Source organism: Bacillus sp. ISL-55 (assembly GCF_018613155.1).
Lineage (GTDB): Bacteria > Bacillota > Bacilli > Bacillales > Cytobacillaceae > Mesobacillus.
Map to the genome: position 1 here is coordinate 21349 of NZ_JAGGQU010000002.1, position 17208 is coordinate 38556.

Annotated in this window: 20 protein-coding genes, 1 pseudogene and 1 other annotated feature; of the genes and pseudogenes, 2 read left to right on the top strand and 19 right to left on the bottom strand. The window is 39.1% G+C overall.

Going from position 1 to position 17208, the window contains the following annotated elements; genetic code table 11:
* Window positions 1-97 precede the first annotated feature (97 nt).
* From J7E32_RS22705 to J7E32_RS01725, 10 genes are all read right to left on the bottom strand, one after another.
* Entirely contained in the window at window positions 98-349 is a 252-nt protein-coding gene (locus J7E32_RS22705; RefSeq protein ID WP_286182582.1) for a hypothetical protein, read from the bottom strand.
* A gap of 21 nt (window positions 350-370) precedes the next feature.
* A complete protein-coding gene (locus tag J7E32_RS22710) occupies window positions 371-937 on the bottom strand; it encodes a nucleotidyltransferase domain-containing protein (protein ID WP_353654003.1) in 567 nt (188 codons plus the stop codon).
* A gap of 243 nt (window positions 938-1180) precedes the next feature.
* On the bottom strand, window positions 1181-1336 hold the full coding sequence (locus J7E32_RS01690) for a hypothetical protein (RefSeq protein ID WP_214902697.1): 156 nt from the start codon (window positions 1334-1336) through the stop codon (window positions 1181-1183).
* A gap of 475 nt (window positions 1337-1811) precedes the next feature.
* Window positions 1812-3035: an MFS transporter gene (locus tag J7E32_RS01695; RefSeq protein WP_286182583.1), complete on the bottom strand. Its 1224-nt coding sequence runs from the start codon at window positions 3033-3035 to the stop codon at window positions 1812-1814.
* A gap of 96 nt (window positions 3036-3131) precedes the next feature.
* Window positions 3132-3794 (bottom strand): ArsR/SmtB family transcription factor, encoded by a 663-nt coding sequence (locus J7E32_RS01700; RefSeq protein ID WP_286182584.1) that lies wholly within the window; start codon window positions 3792-3794, stop codon window positions 3132-3134.
* A gap of 197 nt (window positions 3795-3991) precedes the next feature.
* Entirely contained in the window at window positions 3992-4213 is a 222-nt protein-coding gene (locus J7E32_RS01705; RefSeq protein WP_214902700.1) for a hypothetical protein, read from the bottom strand.
* A gap of 137 nt (window positions 4214-4350) precedes the next feature.
* Entirely contained in the window at window positions 4351-4743 is a 393-nt protein-coding gene (locus J7E32_RS01710) for a hypothetical protein (protein ID WP_214902703.1), read from the bottom strand.
* A gap of 94 nt (window positions 4744-4837) precedes the next feature.
* A complete protein-coding gene (locus tag J7E32_RS01715) occupies window positions 4838-5404 on the bottom strand; it encodes a GNAT family N-acetyltransferase (protein ID WP_214902706.1) in 567 nt (188 codons plus the stop codon).
* Between the two features lie 78 nt (window positions 5405-5482).
* Window positions 5483-5730, bottom strand: a binding site (T-box leader).
* Between the two features lie 604 nt (window positions 5731-6334).
* The gene (locus tag J7E32_RS01720) at window positions 6335-6496 is read right to left on the bottom strand and encodes a DUF3934 domain-containing protein (protein ID WP_214736237.1); all 162 of its coding nucleotides are present in this window, start codon (window positions 6494-6496) and stop codon (window positions 6335-6337) included.
* 169 nt (window positions 6497-6665) lie between these two features.
* Window positions 6666-6812: a hypothetical protein gene (locus J7E32_RS01725; RefSeq protein ID WP_214902709.1), complete on the bottom strand. Its 147-nt coding sequence runs from the start codon at window positions 6810-6812 to the stop codon at window positions 6666-6668.
* A 205-nt stretch (window positions 6813-7017) separates the two neighbouring features.
* Between J7E32_RS01725 and J7E32_RS22715 the strand changes: the two genes are divergently transcribed.
* The gene (locus J7E32_RS22715; protein WP_264188227.1) at window positions 7018-7143 is read left to right on the top strand and encodes a hypothetical protein; all 126 of its coding nucleotides are present in this window, start codon (window positions 7018-7020) and stop codon (window positions 7141-7143) included.
* Between the two features lie 49 nt (window positions 7144-7192).
* Here J7E32_RS22715 and J7E32_RS01730 read toward each other — a convergent pair whose 3' ends face one another.
* On the bottom strand, window positions 7193-8728 hold the full coding sequence (locus tag J7E32_RS01730; RefSeq protein ID WP_286182585.1) for a DUF4145 domain-containing protein: 1536 nt from the start codon (window positions 8726-8728) through the stop codon (window positions 7193-7195).
* A gap of 384 nt (window positions 8729-9112) precedes the next feature.
* Between J7E32_RS01730 and J7E32_RS01735 the strand changes: the two genes are divergently transcribed.
* Entirely contained in the window at window positions 9113-9292 is a 180-nt protein-coding gene (locus J7E32_RS01735; RefSeq protein WP_214902714.1) for a hypothetical protein, read from the top strand.
* Window positions 9293-9427: 135 nt separating this feature from the next.
* Here the strand turns inward: J7E32_RS01735 and J7E32_RS01740 are convergent, their stop codons facing one another.
* The 8 genes and pseudogenes from J7E32_RS01740 to J7E32_RS01775 form a co-directional block, all read right to left on the bottom strand.
* Window positions 9428-9667 (bottom strand): hypothetical protein, encoded by a 240-nt coding sequence (locus J7E32_RS01740; protein ID WP_214902717.1) that lies wholly within the window; start codon window positions 9665-9667, stop codon window positions 9428-9430.
* Between the two features lie 74 nt (window positions 9668-9741).
* Window positions 9742-10617, bottom strand: coding sequence for a proline iminopeptidase-family hydrolase (locus J7E32_RS01745; protein ID WP_214902720.1), 876 nt, complete (start codon window positions 10615-10617; stop codon window positions 9742-9744).
* A gap of 81 nt (window positions 10618-10698) precedes the next feature.
* Window positions 10699-11523: pseudogene (locus J7E32_RS01750) on the bottom strand (VanW family protein).
* Between the two features lie 136 nt (window positions 11524-11659).
* Window positions 11660-12787 (bottom strand): M14 family zinc carboxypeptidase, encoded by a 1128-nt coding sequence (locus J7E32_RS01755; protein WP_214902723.1) that lies wholly within the window; start codon window positions 12785-12787, stop codon window positions 11660-11662.
* A gap of 276 nt (window positions 12788-13063) precedes the next feature.
* Complete coding sequence (locus tag J7E32_RS01760) at window positions 13064-13984, bottom strand: DMT family transporter (RefSeq protein WP_214902726.1); 921 nt, start codon at window positions 13982-13984, stop codon at window positions 13064-13066.
* Window positions 13985-15049: 1065 nt separating this feature from the next.
* On the bottom strand, window positions 15050-15925 hold the full coding sequence (locus tag J7E32_RS01765; protein WP_214902729.1) for a phosphotransferase family protein: 876 nt from the start codon (window positions 15923-15925) through the stop codon (window positions 15050-15052).
* Between the two features lie 105 nt (window positions 15926-16030).
* Window positions 16031-16189 carry a hypothetical protein gene (locus J7E32_RS01770; protein ID WP_214902732.1) on the bottom strand — a complete coding sequence of 53 codons (159 nt, stop codon included), beginning with the start codon at window positions 16187-16189 and terminating at the stop codon, window positions 16031-16033.
* A gap of 602 nt (window positions 16190-16791) precedes the next feature.
* The gene (locus J7E32_RS01775; RefSeq protein WP_214902735.1) at window positions 16792-17160 is read right to left on the bottom strand and encodes a hypothetical protein; all 369 of its coding nucleotides are present in this window, start codon (window positions 17158-17160) and stop codon (window positions 16792-16794) included.
* Window positions 17161-17208: the final 48 nt, after the last annotated feature.

The window sequence follows — 17208 nt, forward strand, 5'->3', positions numbered from 1 at the left end:
ATAATGTTTTTTCCTCTGCAATAGGAAACCTGTGTGTTGTATTTGAATGGTTGGTAATTGTTATATCTGACCCGTTTTCTCATTAATCAGGTTTATATTAGATCACCATATTTATAATCCTCTTAATAAGGGCATCATTTTCTTCAATATTTACTTGATTGCTCAGGTGTTTATTCAGCTTTAGAATTTCCGGGACTATCCCTTTGATTGTTTTCATAATTTGATCAGAATCCCGGCCGCTTTCCCAACTTTTTAAAAGTGATAATTGCCCTTTATCCAGCTTGCTCCTAGCTCCCTCAATCTTTGACCAAACACCGTAAGGACTATCTAGGTGTTGTTCCATTTCCATATACCAACCAGAAACGATTAACTAGCGGACTCTATCTAAATTTGATAGAGCATAATAAATTTCTCCCCTCATAACGGCACGATAAGTTTCGTGTATGAAAGCCATAAGTTTTCCTCGCCAAAACTCCACTTCATCCGCAGAAGTTTTATAAACTATATTTGAAGATTCATTTATAACATAACTAATAAGATTATTTGGGTCGTATAGCACCTTATAACCTTTTAGCCAAATAGATGATACAACTTCCTCAGGTGAATGATACCAGCTATCTATTTTCACAAAGGAATCATAATGGGTAACAACAACGGGTGATGAAGGATTAAAATCCTCATAAAATAAAACACTACCCCATTTAGCTGCTCTGTTACGCTTGCCTTTAATAAACTCTGCTTTCTTTTCAGGAGTGACAATAATGTGCAAATCAATATCAGAATAATTGTCAAAGTTACCTCTAGCTAAAGATCCTGCCTGATAAATAGCCAAAACATTAGAATCTGGTGTTAAATCATTCCATGCATTCTCCAAAAGAATATCCCGATGTTTGGGCAAAGATAAATCACGTTCTAAATGTTTAATTAATAATCCCACACACTATAACCATCTCCTTAATATTAGTTGAAATGTTTGTTTTTTCCAATAATTCTTTTGTTTAATTAATTCAATAAAAAAAGCGTTAATCCTCCTTGAATCAACGCACCTGTAACTATTTTCCAACTTTCAAATATATCCTTATCAGGAGAATAAAAGGAGTCATGAGATAACTTTTTTCGTTCTGGAATTTTATCCAATAACATTTTGAATTATGGCCCTATTTGATTGACCAATGCTGAGTTAATTTTTCTTATTATTTATCTGATTATAGATTGCTATTAGTACAGCCAAAATTGCTCCTAATAAAGCACCTATACCGGGTTGTTCAGAAAACATTCCTATAAAATATCCAATGAGAGCACCGATCACTATAATTCTTATTAATTCTTGTGGCATTTACATACCTCCAGCATCATTTCAAATTAAATCATTAAGTAATCAATTAGAACCCCTGAAAATATTAACAAAATACCAAACAAGAAGTTTACTTGCTTCTCATTAATTAGTGTCTTTTCAAGAAAATAAATAGGTATTGCTACTGAAGTCAAGAACTGGAGACTGTTTAGAAGGTAATTTTCTTGGAAGATTATTATATTGGGGTAATACTGATAAATACCCGAAACCAATCCAAAAATAAAAAGCATCATAGGTATTCTTAATTTCCATTTCATCCTTTGTTCATCTCCTAACTTAAAATAACCACATTACTACTGATATGACCTGTTTGAAAAAACTTCATTTGCTATATACTATTAACATAATTTCTAAAAGATCTTATATAACAATAGTTCTACAATATTGGTAGAAATTCCTTGTTAATTGACTCAATAAAAAAATGCACCACCCCATATAAGGTGATGCACCGATCCAATCAATTTTTTATCGTTTCTTTCAACCGCACTTTTGAAAGTACTCCTGCTATAAATGGAAGTAACGCAACTAAACCGATGGCCCAGTTGACACCTAGTAGATCGGCAATGATTCCTGCCATTAATGCACCGAATGCATAACCGCTGTCACGCCAGAATCGGTATACTCCCATTGAGGAAGCTCTCCAGTCTGGTTCGGCTACATCACTGATCGCCGCTTGCAAGGTTGGATAAACCATTGCTGTTCCGAGACCCAACAAAAGAGCCCCTAAAATCCATAGCGTATATTGATTTGCAGCGAGTATGAACCACAGTGCAGCGGCTTGTGTCCACATCCCGTAAGTGATTAGAACCTTCCTTCCAATCTTGTCGCTTAAGGTTCCCGTGAACAGCTGAAAAATTCCCCAGGCAGCTGGATATACCGCTACAATTGTTCCGATTTGCCCTACGGATAATCCGGCAGTTGCGAAGTATATGGGGAAAAGACCCCAGGCCATTCCATCCTTAAGATTCGTTGATAAACCCGCAAAACTAATGGTCGATAGATTCTTGTTTTTCCAGGTTGTCAACGCAAATACTTCTTTTGCCGATCGAGTTATTCCGGAACTCACGGTTCCACTATTCTTAATTTGAAGCTTCAAATGCTCTCCAGTATCCTTAACGATTAACGATAGGATTAATCCGACTATAACTATACCTATTCCAATGTAAAATGGCTCGGGTCTCAATGAATAGGATGAGGCAATATAACCAGAGACAGCCGCCATGATCGCTACTCCTGAATAGCCTGCAAACTCATTCAAGCCAACTGCCATACCGCGCTGGTTCGCTTTTGAAATGTCAATTTTCATATTCACCGTCATCGACCATGCCAATCCCTGGTTAATCCCTAGCAGGATATTCGCGACAATGATGACCCACCATGCGTGTGCAAATATGATGAGGATTGGTACGAAAAGACCAACAAACCAGCCGAGCAATAATACTTTTTTACGTCCAAGACGATCTGCAATTTGTCCTGCGAAATAGTTTACAATTGCTTTAGAAAATCCAAAACTGATAATGAATGATAACGCAGCACTTGCAGATGCCAGACCGAACTGCTCTTCCCCAAGCAACGGAAGAACGGTACGCTCAATCCCGACCATTGAACCGACGAACAGATTCGTCACGACCAATAGAATGAATTGCACGATGTTTTCTTTGATTCCGATTTTAGGTTGCAAAATTATCACCTCCAAATAGAAAGCCCGGAAAGGCTTCAAGCTTGTAAAATTGTTTTTATCGTAACAGCATGTAAAGAAGTTAAAAGTGAAATAATTTTAGTGTTGTATTTGTTTCCATTCATTTATTCCTGCATCAAGCAATGTAGCTCGGTATCCCCTGGATTTTAAAAGCTCTACTGCTTCCGTAGCATAGACACAGTATGGCCCCCGGCAGTATGCAACAATCTCTTTATCTTTCGGCAATGCTTCCAGGTGGTCTTCAAGTTCCGAAATGGGTACTGATAAGGCATTCGGTAAATGGTCGTGCTTATATTCTTCAAATGGCCTTACGTCTAATAAAGTGACAGCACCCTTATTCAACTTTTCACCTAACTCTTCCAACGAAATAGGACTTAGTGAGTTTTCTCTCAGAATGTGACCTTCCCTTATAAGCTTCACATCTGAGATCCGCTCCTCAGCTGTTCCTCTCAACGCCAGCACAAACATTAATACTTGTTCACTAGCCAACCGATAAATCACATAGTTTTTGTCCCTTGAGTATGCGACAAGCTTTGAGTCAAGTAATGCCTGAAGATGCTTTGAGGTATTGGCTATGCTCATTTTTGTATCAGCCGCCAGGGCTTCAACCGCTTTAGGACCTTGAGTCAATAAATCTAATAGTTCAATCCTCTTGGGACTGGAGATGGCTTTTCCAATCCGCGCAAATTCGCCGTAAATGAAATCCTTAAATTCCCGAGCTTCGATAATAATTACCTCCAAGCAAAAAACAACTATTCAACCAATTAGTTGAATAGTAACATTCGGACATTATCCTTGTAAATAGCATTGCTTAAACTAAATAAAACCATGCTACAGTATAAACCTGTTAGCATGGTTTTATTTAGGGCGCATAAAGGAGCCCGACAAATATTGAAGAATAGAGTGTACCCTGCCGCTGCTTTACCTCAGTAACAACATCAAACCAATCCTTCTTTTTTCCGCTGAATTAAATAAACGATAAGACCTAATGGACCAGTTATGATCGTTAATAGCCAAAATATATGTCTCTTTATCCCGACAAAGTATCTGTCTGAATCATAATACACCCAAACTCCGACTATGATGAACAATGATAAAATAACAGCAATTTCGATTTGATGACCACTGAAATCTGTATTCCTTGCTAGGCTCCACCCCATTTTCCAAGCACTCCTTAATGTTTTTTATATAAAGTTTTACGAATGCGCCAGAAAAAGGTTTCAATTTTCAGATTATGATTTAAAAGCACTGCCAATAATTTCGCTTAGTAGGAGGTCATCCGGTGGTCCTGTGACTCCTAGCCTTCAAGCAATTGCAAATAATATAAAATTTCTTCATCCTCGGTTTCTACTATAATAACTCCTGTTTTGCCATCATCCGTATCATACAAAATCGTTCCTTTAGGTAACTTCGTAGCAGAAAGGTTAGTAAAAAACAGGCTGGAAGTTGTTACTTTTTTGATTTTACCAATTTCCTTTCCTTTTTGAAGATTACTCTTCATTTCCTCAAACCATTCAAGATCGGTGACATTATTGTACATAAAACCATTGTATTTTAAGACATCCGCGTCCTCATTCCTTTTGAGAACATCTCTTGCTGTTACCTTCCCACCATCGGCACTGCAACCAGCAAGGAAAATGAGAGCTGCGAAGAAAATTAATATATGTGGTTTTCTTATGATAATCTCCACCTTTCCCTCGTAACACTGAATGAGTTCTGTCAGTAAGACATTCAACAAAAAGGTGCATGAATCCTTCCTGGATCCATGCACCGTGAGTTGTGAGTTATGAAATGACCGAATAGAAACAGGTGTCGGTCAGTCTGCTGCCATCTGCTGATAAATCATCATTCCGTAAAATACCTTCTAGTTCAAACCCGAGTTTTTCAGGAATGGCACGACTTTTCAGGTTGGTAGATTCACATCTAATTTCAATTCTCTTGAATTTAATTTGATTTAGACCGAATTCGGTTATTGCCTTTACCGCCTCAGTCATATATCCACTGCCGCTAAACTTCGTATTGATCCAATATCCTATTTCACATTTAGGAATTTCCCAGTCGATCCCTTGCAGGCTGGCAGTTCCAATGAAATCCTCCGACTTTCTATCAAAAATAAGAAAACGAAAGCTTTCTCTTTTTAAAAAGTTAATATGAGCTTTCCTCAGGTTAATTTCTGTTTCCTCAACGGCAGGCAGCTTTTGGGCAAATGGAAGCCACGCTTTTAACTCATTAAAAGAATCTCTTATTGCCTGGTTAACGATACTTCCGCCACCAGTTACATTTGGAGCACGAAGTATTAATCTTTCTGTTTCTAACTTGGTTGGAATATCTAATAATATAGGTTCTTTCATCTTAATTCTCCTCTCCGATCTATCGAATTTCTGTAAAAAAATAACAACAAAAAAACTCTCATCACCCAAGAAATGAATCTTGAGGACGAGAGTTTGACTTCGCGGTACCACCTCAGTTTGTTGGTTTGTCGCCAAACCAACCTCTTCAGGTACTTACATACCCTATCTCTTTATCGGAAGAACCCGCCTTACGATCCCTGAATTTTCGTCAGATTAGTAAGATGCTCCAAGACTTTATTCATTAAGCTCGATATTACTCCCTTTCAGCATTCAGGAGCTCTCTGGAAATACCCTAACTTAATTACTCTTCTCTTCAACGCTTTTATTATTTGGAATTTTAAAATAGTTTAGCGGTTATATGAGATGTTGTCAATATATTCCCTTCGTTATTAGATCAAAGACTTGAAAGATGACATTTATAAAACTTTATTTAATATCCAGTTAATAAAAAATCATTTATTGGACATTTCAAACACCACAAGCTTTTGAAATGTCCATTAAACCCCCGTTATTAGACATTTCAAACACCACAAACTTCTGAAATGTCCATTAAACCTCTTTTATTAGACATTTCAAGCTCCACAAGCTTTTGAAATGTCCATTAAACCTCTTTTATTAGACATTTCAAGCTCCACAAGCTTTTGAAATGTCCATTAAACCTCTTTTATTAGACATTTCAAGCTCCACAAGCTTCGGAAATGTCCATTAAACCTCTTTTATAAGACATTTCAAACACCACAAGCATCCGAAATGTCCATTAACCCCCTCAGACTATTAAGCCGTTCTCATGTTTGTAATCGATGGCTTCTTTTAACAGGTGCTGGAGAACTGCCGCAAATACCACACCTCATTCATTATTATTGAAAATGGTGAACCAGCACAAAAAAATAGCGTCAATCCATTTTGGGATTAACGCATCATGATTTGTCACTATTTTTCAGAGGCTCCATCCTTAGAAGCATCCCCATGTTTTACACCTTTACTTTTGTACGGCTTGAAACTCTTAGCTTTATTTGCACTAGCTTGCCAGCGATTCCAGCCTTTCTTGCCAGTACCTCTTCCTGTTCCGCTCTTGCCCTTCGCTTTACTCAAAAAATCAACTCCATATTCTTGTACGTTCATTGTTTAGTTTTATCCATTTTCGCATAGGAAAAAACAAACATTAAGGAAGTCTAATCATATACCAGTCAGAAATTATTTTCTACTATAAAATAAAAACAGTCCAACTCACTTTGGAATCGGACTGCAGATTGCTGTGCTTTTAATGCACTCGAATGATTTCATATATATCTTCATCGTGATGGACTCTCGTATGCTTAGATTCGATTCTTTCAAATTCCTCATTTCCGACCCTTGGTAAATCTCCCATCCACCAGCTCTTGAATTCATAGATAAGGTCAGCTAACATTGCGATTCCTCCAGGAAATGAATAATGTTTTATTTACACTCTTATTATACTTGTGAATAGTTTCACATGTAAAGCGCTTTCATTAAATCCGGAATAGCAAAATAATATTGAATTATGAGAAATTTAACCAATGTTTTTTGGAACAGATTCAGAATAATCATCTGTACTTTGAACAAAATACGTATGTTCAAAAGGAGGTGTACATATGCCAAATCAAAATGACAACAAGTTCAAAAAAATCCAATCTGAAAGCTTCAAGCAAGGCAAATCGCAAGAGGAATATGCTGCTGAACTGGAAATGAACAAATTGAAAGCCCAAAAGAGGAAGTAATACAATGCTCAAAAAACTGCCGTGGCGTCACCACGGCAGTCTATCAATTCTATTCACCCTTTAGTAAGGGAATTTCCACTTCAACACCTAGTCGAGTCAAGACCTTACCCAGTGTCTCAAGTCCGGACTTCGGATTGATCTTTGTCTCTAGATAATATACTTCACCTTCAATTTGTGACTGATAGGTATGAAGCTGCGTAAATGGTCTTTGATCGGGATGGATCGGCTGGAGCGCAATGGCATAACGCTTCCCATTATCGGTAGACCCAAGGATGACCCCTGCTTTAACCAGGTCATGCAGTGGCAGACGATTTGCCTCAATCCACTTCAACGCTTCCTTCCAAATCGTCGGAACGCTAGAACCCTCAATAACTGTTTGATCTCCATTCAGCTTTACTTTTATATATAAAGATTCCCACTTCTTGAAGCTTTTCCGCTCTGTTGAAGTGTCGTCATCAGCATGCAGGGACTTGTCCGGAACCTTAGCCTTCAGCTGGTCGAACAATTTTTCAACCGTCCCTACTCCAACATTGTCATACTTCGCTAAAATTACAAGCTCCATTGGCAGCTGGCCGACTGTGTAGATTTGATCCTCATTCAACTGCCTTAATAAACTTGGGATGCCCGTGAATTCCTCAGCAGTTAGCTGAACTTTTTTCAATTCTTCCGTCACCACAATATGACTCGCTTTGTAAAAGAAGAACAATTCTCCCTGACGCTTCAATGTCAGGTTTCTGCGAACTTTCTCCTCTTCAATGAAGGTTCCAAGCTCTTCGAAAAATTGCTCATCATTCTTCTCGTTGTAACGCTTCACATTCTTGTGCAAACCCTCGAGATCACCTGGCAGCTCGCTCATGATCCTCGCTTCTTGTTCTGCACCAAGACGAATCAAGAAAGTTTCCGACTTATCAAAACGCTGCGGCAAAAGAAAAGCATCCCGCAGGAAATAAGGGATATCAAGTGTCCGGACCTTGTAAGTGATCGTCCGGATCGGCGTAAACCCAGGCGTTTCCTGAACTTCAACAGCAGGAGCAGCAACAGCCGCTGCTACTTCTTCACTCCCCGGAGTTTCAGCTTGTTGCGGAGGAGGATTTTTTAACAGATCCTCCAAACCCTTTAACCTGACCTCAAGCTCAGACATTTCAAACGTTTTTTCTGCCTGGGGAGATGGATCCTGATATTCCGGTACAATCACATCAACCGGGCCGTATACTTCAACATACCATTTCACAATGCTATACAAAGCTTCCCATGATAAAAGCGCCTCTGAGAAACGGAACATCCGAGCATCATGTGCCGCCTGGTTTCCCATTCTACGTACCAAATGCAGCGCATCGCGAATGTCAGGAATCAAATAACCCTGATCATTGAGCAGATCCAACCGTTCCTTCAAACCAGTCCGTGCGTCCTCTGGCATTCCCTCAGCTTTTGTCACCTGCTGCAAGATATTTTCAATAAACACGCGCGAATGAGTCAGCATCGTTCTCGGGCTGGAAAAGATACTATTTTCTAATTCTTTAGCAAGCAAGGCCAATTCCTTTGAAATCGGCTCTAAAAATTGATAAAAATATGTATTTTCATTCATAAAGTGATCCCCCGATTGTATTCTTCTACGATTTTATCACATTATTAGACTCTTTTTGGCTTAATCCGGAAATTGGAAGGCATCCTTCTGAGTGCCTGAAATTTTTATTGGCGAAAACCAGAAACTTATTGGCGATTTTCAAATTTTATTGGCGATAATTTCATTTTATTAGCGAAAAAATAATTATATTGGCGATTTTCACAACTTTATTGGCGAATTGGAAAAAAAGTGCTATTTTTACCATTTTTCCAACTCGTTTTTTTAAAAAATAACAAACTGATCAGCAATCAGTGATTGAGCAGCCGACTCAATTCGCCAAACCGGACATAAAAACTAAACACCTTACGAAATATATAGTAATGATTTAATTCCCAGGAGGCTATTATGCGTAAAGTCGTATGCAAGAATAATGAAGGTCTTGAGATGGAATTTACCGTAGGCGATATTTATGAAGTTGAAAGAGAATTTGACACAACTTATATAGTAACCAACAAATTTGGTAAAAAGCATAGCGTTTTTAAGACTCACTTTGTACCAATTGCTGAATCGGAATCAGCGATCTAAAGACATATTGATGATAGGGAATTAACCACAAGTAGCAGTTTACAGCGTATAATTCATACAACTTCATCCAATTTACCATAATCCCCGTCCTATACCCAACAAAAAAATCTCTCGACAACTCGAGAGATTTTTTCTTTATGCATATTGAATTCCTGCTGCTTTTACCTTATCGATATCTCCGGAACTGCAAGGTGTGACGCCGTATGTCATGCCACAGCTTGGACAGTTCGTGATAACGGTTTCCATCGTGAACATATCACCGCATTCACAAGCGATTTGGTGCGCGACACGTGGTTTTATCTTTTCCTTGCCTTTACTCTTCACATGATCAACAATTGCTTTGCCATCTTCTAATCTAGAACATCCACAGCTCATGAGAAAAACTCCTTTATGACTTAATTAACACTGTTAACATAGCATAAAGGGTTTGTGAATCAGTATAAGAAAAGTCACACCTGACGATCAATTTTTGTCAAAAACTCACCAATCACCTGCAGATACTCCTCCGGCTCCTCGAAATATGGCATGTGGGCGCTTTTTTCAAAAACATGGAATTCAGACTCTGGCGTCAACTTTGCATAATACTCCGTTGATTCAGGTGTCGCCTCATCAAATCGGCCGCAAGTATAAAGTGTCGCACACGCTATCTCACCCAGCTGCGGTGTGCAATCGAAAGTCTTCAGATTCCCCTTCACTGTAAATTCAGATGGCCCCCACATCGTTTCATACACGACAGGGTTCCTCATGCCAGCTCCAGCTTTCAGCCATTCCAAATCCGGTTCACCGCGGAATACGAATTCCTTGTTAAACACCTTGATTGCTGCCTTGAATTCTTCTGAGTCAGTCTCACCGCTTTCTTCACACCGCAAAATGGTTTCTTGTACCTCAGTCGGAAGCTTGGCAATATTCCGCTTCTGATCTTCTTCCCACAAAGGCGCACTCAGGCATGGGCTTGAAAAAATCACGCTCTTCACCCCACTTGGCTTGGTCAGCACATATGCCGCCGCCAAAGTCGTCCCCCATGAGTGACCAAGAATATGAACTTCATCAAGATTCAGCGCCTCACGAACCTGACCGAGCTCCTCAACAAACCGGTCAATATTCCAAAGCGACAGATCATCCGGACGATCCGACTTCCCGCAGCCAAGCTGGTCATACATGACAACAGGGCGATCCTTGCCCAGCGCCTTCAACCCTTTTAAAGAATATGTCGAAGACCCTGGCCCACCATGTAAAATAACAACCGGTGTCCCTTCCGCATCCTTATTATAAATTTCATACCAGACTCTACCGCCGGTAACCTCTACAAAACCTTCTTTGTACATATGTAATCCTCCTAATTAAAACTCTATTAATCTCCTATACATTTACTAGAGCTTGTCTTTTTGTAAAAACCTAATGTATTCTCAATTAACTTTCTCAGTTTGCTGCTCTAGCAAAGGTTCATACATCATTATAGCGTGATTTTCAGTAACAAACTCATCATCAATTTGAATTTTTTCTTTGTTAAATACCTTGCGGTGAATGGTATTATGTCTAACATATCCTCCCCAGTATTCCCGAGTGATTAAATGCTCCCGTTCATACACTTCGTACGTTTGGATCGGTCGGGATTCTGACCTCCACTCACCAACTAAATGATTGTCATTCAAATAAACAACTAATTGATAGGTGTTATTCGTCTCATTTTTAATTTACAAATCAAGATAATTATAAGCACATGTAGCTCCACTGCCAAAAGGCTGACTTCTTTTGGAATCCGGAAAAACATCATAGCTATGCCGATATCTTTCAGTAACGGTTAATGGAGTGTGCAAAGTCATCCAATAGATCAGGTTTGATAATTGGCATAGCCCTCCGCCAATACCTGTCGTAACCTTGCCATAATGAAGGATCATTCCATCAACATAGCCTTTACTCTTCGTTGTATTTCCAAGTAACCGCCAATATGAAAAAGTTTCCCCGGGACGGATGACTACCTTATTCAACTTTTTCGTTGCGATTTTAAGATTCTTCACCTTATTATGCTGTAACCACATATCAACATCCTTCAGTTCTCGAAGCAGTAAAGTTTGATGGGTGAATACCTGGTGTTTCAGCTCACGATCATCTTTTTTCACAGAGAATTTCTTGTCCCCAAAAATCCAATTCAAATATCTTTTGGAACGATAATATTTTTTTCCAAAATAAATCCTCAAAGGACTTCTCTTAATAGGCTTTAAAGACTCCATACGGCCTCCTTTTAAAAAACATATCCAACACCTAATAAATTCGACTAATTTAGCTAATTTCCTTTCACTAGATGCTTAAAAGCAATCAAAAAGAAAGTGTCCCAATCATCGAATTGAGACACTCCCTACAAAACTATTAGTAGCCGCTGCCAGAGCCGACAGGTATATTCCCAGCATAATCCGTCATGTACCCTGCAAGAGGGTAATACGGGATGTTATACCAGTCTTCTGGATTCACTTTTTCAACTTCTCCTGTTACATAACCGTGTACCAGCGATTTCAATGCCAGGTAATTCTGCTTTGTCAGGTAGCCATTTGATCTTTGGCCAAGACTTCCATCAGTAGAATTTCCTTTTGTTTCAAAGAATACTGCTGGATGGCTATGCCCCTCTGGATTCAAATTCTTATAGTTCAGCCCCATCATCATCGCTGACACAACGCCGCCCTTGATATCGATATCGTAGGCTGTTTCTGCTTCTCTATTGATGGCGACTTGGTATCTGTCAATATGTGTGTAACCATAATCTTTCATCTCATCATAGACATAGGCCATCATCTGCTTAGTGATGTCATTATATCCTGTACCTGGAAGTGTTGGACCATCCGGAGCAAGTGAGATGCCAAGGGAGAACGATGTAGATTCGTTTGTTCCATAGACTTGCTTGAATCCTTGGTGATGAAGATCGATGGCGAAATCTGGCTTAACGTCTGCCCAATAGGCATAGACTACTTCTGATTCTGCTGCTTCAAAACCCTCAAGAGTCCAATCACGGTTCAAGTCGATTAATTTTCCGCTGTCAGTCAATTTAGTATGGCGGATGTTCATTTCTGCTCCATCCGGATTATACATTGGGATGAAATAAAGAGTTGCCTCTTCAAGCACCTTTTCAACTTCCTTGTCTCCGCTTTTCGCATACGTCTTTAAAAGCTGAAGTGCTGCTTCGGTAACCAATTTCTCGTTACCATGGATTTGTGCCTGAATCCATATTTTTTGAGGGCCTGTTCCCACTTTTGCAACATAAATACTTCTGCCCTGTTCTGACTTTCCATACTGATCAAGCTTCGATACTTCTACCTTTCCCTTGCTGCTTCTCTCGATGTCTTCAAGGATTTTGATAACTTCATTGTAAGAGAGGGTACTGTTAATGTTAGTATTACCATTCGTGGATGGCCCCCCTGGCTGTAGCGCTGCATATGCAGCTGAGCTGAACGCAAGCACAAGGATCAAGGCAGCCGTTACAACTTTCATTAATCTTTTAACCATTTTATGTATCCCCTTTTCAAAAAGTCGTCGCCCCAGATTTCCACCCCTCCTTTTCATACATTTCGGGACGCTAAATAAATGATATATTAATTTAGCAACATTTTAATAGTGTAAAAAGTATGAATGTTTTGACAATATGAGACAAGCACTTGAATAAGCCTTTAGACCCTTCTTCTATTAAAAATGTCATAGAAAAAATAAAACTGGAACAACAAAAAACAGCGAACAAATCGCTGTTTCAAAGTTTATATATATTTTTGCGCTGTCCACTCAAATCTATCCCTCTTCAACCAACTGCACTGCTTTCTTTTTCGTAAAAGAAGTAATGAATACCCCAATAAAAACCAGGCATCCGCCAATGATTTGCGGAATGGCAATCACCTCGCCCAGGATAAAAAACGCCGCGACTGTACCGAATACCGGAATTAGATTCAAAGAAATCGATGCTTTCGATGGCCCAATCATTGCAACGGCACGATTCCATAATAAAAAGGAACAGATGGAAGGAAAAATCCCTATGTAAAATAAAGCACTCCACTCCGCAAGTTTCACGTCACCAACCGGAAAGAATGCCAATTCAATAGCCACCGCAGGAATCATCACCATAAAACCAAGCGCCAGCGTAAAGCCGAAAATTGCAAGCGATGGCAGCTTCCCGGAAATCTTTTTAATATAAATAGAATATAAAGACCACGAAATTACAGCCAGCACCATAATTAAATCACCAATATTAAACTGCATAGCTAGCATTCTCTCAATTGACCCATGCGTGATGACAATCAACACACCGACCATTGAAATCGCCATCGACACCCAGTACTTCAACTCCATTTTTTCTCCGATCAGAAGAGCTGAAAGCAGGAAAATGAACAGAGGACTAGTACTATTCAATAAAGTTGCATTGATCGCCGTCGTGTAATTGACCGCCCAATAAATCAGCAGATTAAATCCAACTACCCCGGTCACCGCCAGGAAAAACAGCAGCTTGAAGTGCTCTCTTAAGGCTGCCCTTTCATGTCTGAACAGCCTGATGATAACCGGAGACATGATGAGAACGCCAATCCCCAGACGAGTGAACGAAATCGTCACTGGCGGCAGCGAACCAGCAAGAAACTTTCCAGCAACCGCATTGCCGCCCCAAAATAATGCAGCACCAACCAGAAGTAAATAAGGAGCGTTTCCAAGCCTCTGGATCAATCTATCCCCCTCCTCCCGTTCAACAATTCGTTGATTCTCTATTACTTCTGCCCGAATGCAGTTAAGCGGTTTTTTTATGAACCTCGGCATTGCCATGGCGATACTTGACAGCTTTGACCTCTTTCACCTGAAACCTGTCATAATAACAGTGTTTTCTTGACAGCTTTGACCTCTTCCACCTGAAACCTGTCACAATAACACAGCTTTCTTGACAGCTTTGGCCTCTTGCACCTGAAACCTGTCACAATAACAGCTTTTTCTTGACAGCTTTGAGCTCTTTCACCTGAAACCTGTCACAATAACGGTGTTTTCTTGACAGCTTTGGCCGCTTGCACCTGAAACCTGTCACAATAACGGTGTTTTCTTGACAGCTTTGACCTCTTCCACCTAAAAGCTGTCACAAAAACGGCGGAATCTTGACAGCTTTGAGCTCTTTCACCTGAAACCTGTCACAATAACACAGCTTTCTTGACAGCTTTGGCCTCTTCCACCTGAAAGCTGTCACAATAACAGCTTTTTCTTGACAGCTTTGGCCTGTTTCACCTGAAAGCTGTCACAATAACAGCTTTTTCTTGACAGCTTTGGCCTCTTCCACCTGAAAGCTGTCACAATAACGGTGTTTTCTTGAAAGCTTTGAGCCCTTTCACCTGAAAGCTGTCACAATAACGGCTTTTTCTTGACAGCTTTGAACACTTCCAACTGAAACCTGTCATAATAACGGCTTTTTCTTGACAGCTTTGGCCTCTTCCACCTGAAAGCTGTCACAATAACGGTGTTTTCTTGACAGCTTTGGCCTCTTCCACCTGAAAGCTATCACAATAACGGCTTTTTCTTGACAGCTTTGAACATGAACACTTCCAACTGAAACCTGTCACAATAACATAATGAATGGAATACTCTTCACTCTTTCCATTTTTTATCAGGGTATGAATAACATAATTATATCATTTGGAAAGATGCTCCTGCGGTTAATCAATAATTTTATTAGGTGAGGAATGCCGCGTTGTCGGCGTCATTTCTCCACCCAGCAGAAATAGGAAAGCCATAATCTTCTCACCATCACAACTATCTATAATTCTGAATACCTGCTTCAAAAGCCTGCCGATCGTCATTCTCTATTCCATGCAGTGCTTCCTGCAGGGCGAAGGTACTTTTATAAAAGTGAACACGTTTAGCTATTTCTTTCCCGTTCGGATATTGATCAATACACCTATTAAAAAAATCTTCACCATAACTGGAGAGGAGTCCCGCAAAGTCATACGCCGGGTCCCCTATGCCAGATCCACCAAAATCGATGATACCGGAAATTTCACCAGTCACTGAATTCCATAATATATTCGAAGCACCGAAATCCCCATGAATCAAGACAAGATCTACATTTAAAAGTGCCTCTCCAATTAGAAAATCCTCGAACGATTCACTTACACTGATTTGAGATTCCCTGCTCATAAAAGGAAACAATTTATGTTGAATTTTTTCATAAAGAGAACTCATTTCGTCTCTAGGATGGTTGGCCACCAATTGTAATTCCCGACTTGCTAAATCTCCAGAAATAGAATGCATGGCTTCAAGAAAAGAAACCAGTTGTGACGCCACCCCTCCAATCTGCTCATCACTCTTGATTTCAAAGAAACTTTTCCTCCAGAAAGGATTGCCTTCAATTAATCTATAGCCAGTATAGACCTTCCCAGGTTCTACCTCATCAAAAGCTTCATATATAGGAAGCGGAATAGGCAATGTTACGATATCTCTTATGTATTTTAAAATCTCAGTTTCTCTTCGTAATTGCATGATCTCTTTTTTATATTTAGGAAACCTGAAAACCAGAGATTCATTGACAATCATGACCTCATTATTCTGTCCCAATTCATTAACATAAAAATCATTAATGATCAGATCAGGATGTTTACTTTGTATCTGTTCAATTAACTTACTGTTCATGTAAAGTTCTCCCTGATAAAATTTCCAAAATTCATGTAATTCACAAATCTCTAACTGGAAATCTCTCTCCAATCCTATTTTTTTCTAAATTAAACATTTAGAAAATCATGATTCATCAACTGGAGGCTTGCTATAATAGTAATTCTTAATGTTATTACCAGAATTATTACCAAAACCATTTTTCGCAGGTGAAATTAAAAATCCTAAAACAATGCCCATTGAAAACGCGAATGCTGATAACGTGAATACTTCTCTTTTCCTCATCCTTATCACCTTCTAATTCATATTTAAAGTTTAAGCTGCAAACTATCATACTAACTTCCTCGTAGGATATCAGAATTCACTCAATAATTAATCCTAGAATTAGTTTTTTATATTCGCGAAGAACTCCCCTATATTAAATCCGAGGTGATAGGAACCATACCAAATCCATATGGTTATGAGTAATGTTGTAAGGATTGGATACCTTTTTTTGATCCATTTTTTTCTAGGACTCTTCATAAAGACAGCTCCCTTTACTAGTAAAATATTTCCATTAAATTGTCACATATATTTACTCTCTACTCAATATATAATTTATTTTCTACTAAAATATTACACTTTTAGTGTCCCGAATCTGTCTTATTCCCCTGACGGAAACTATTTTCAAACACCATAATATAAGTGCGAAACTTCACGGATATAAAATCGATTAAAATCATTCCGTCACTATAATATATGTATGCTCGGAAGAACTAAAAAGAAGCACAGTCCACTCGCAGCATTTTCTCTGATGCAACCTAAGGTCAGCAGGAAAAGGACTTTTAGGGCAAAAAAAAAGGAGCAAAAATCGCTCCTTACTGGTTTTTTAGTATGTGTTTAAAATCTTACATTTCGCCTTCGTGCTTAATAGAACGAGCAGATAGCGTATCAATAACTCTTTGTTGGTCTCCCAATACATCTTTCAGTTCATCTGTCCTTGTATCAATATGTTTCTCTATTTGTTCAAAATATGGACCAAGCCCATTTATTAGATTATCTTTAATACTAGAAACATCTTTTTGTATTACTTTCTGTCCAAACTTAAGGTCTTGGTACCCTTCCTTGATTTCTTGCTGTCCTCTTTTCAGTACCTTAATTTCATCTTTCAATTCTTTCTGTTCTACATGTAATTCTTGAAAACCAACATTCAGCTCTTGCTGGCCCACTTTCAGTTCTTTTAATTCATCCAAGATTAAGTTCAAGGTTTCTTTCATTCGGTTTGCCCCCCGATCAAACTAAAGTATACCATGGTTACGAATGAA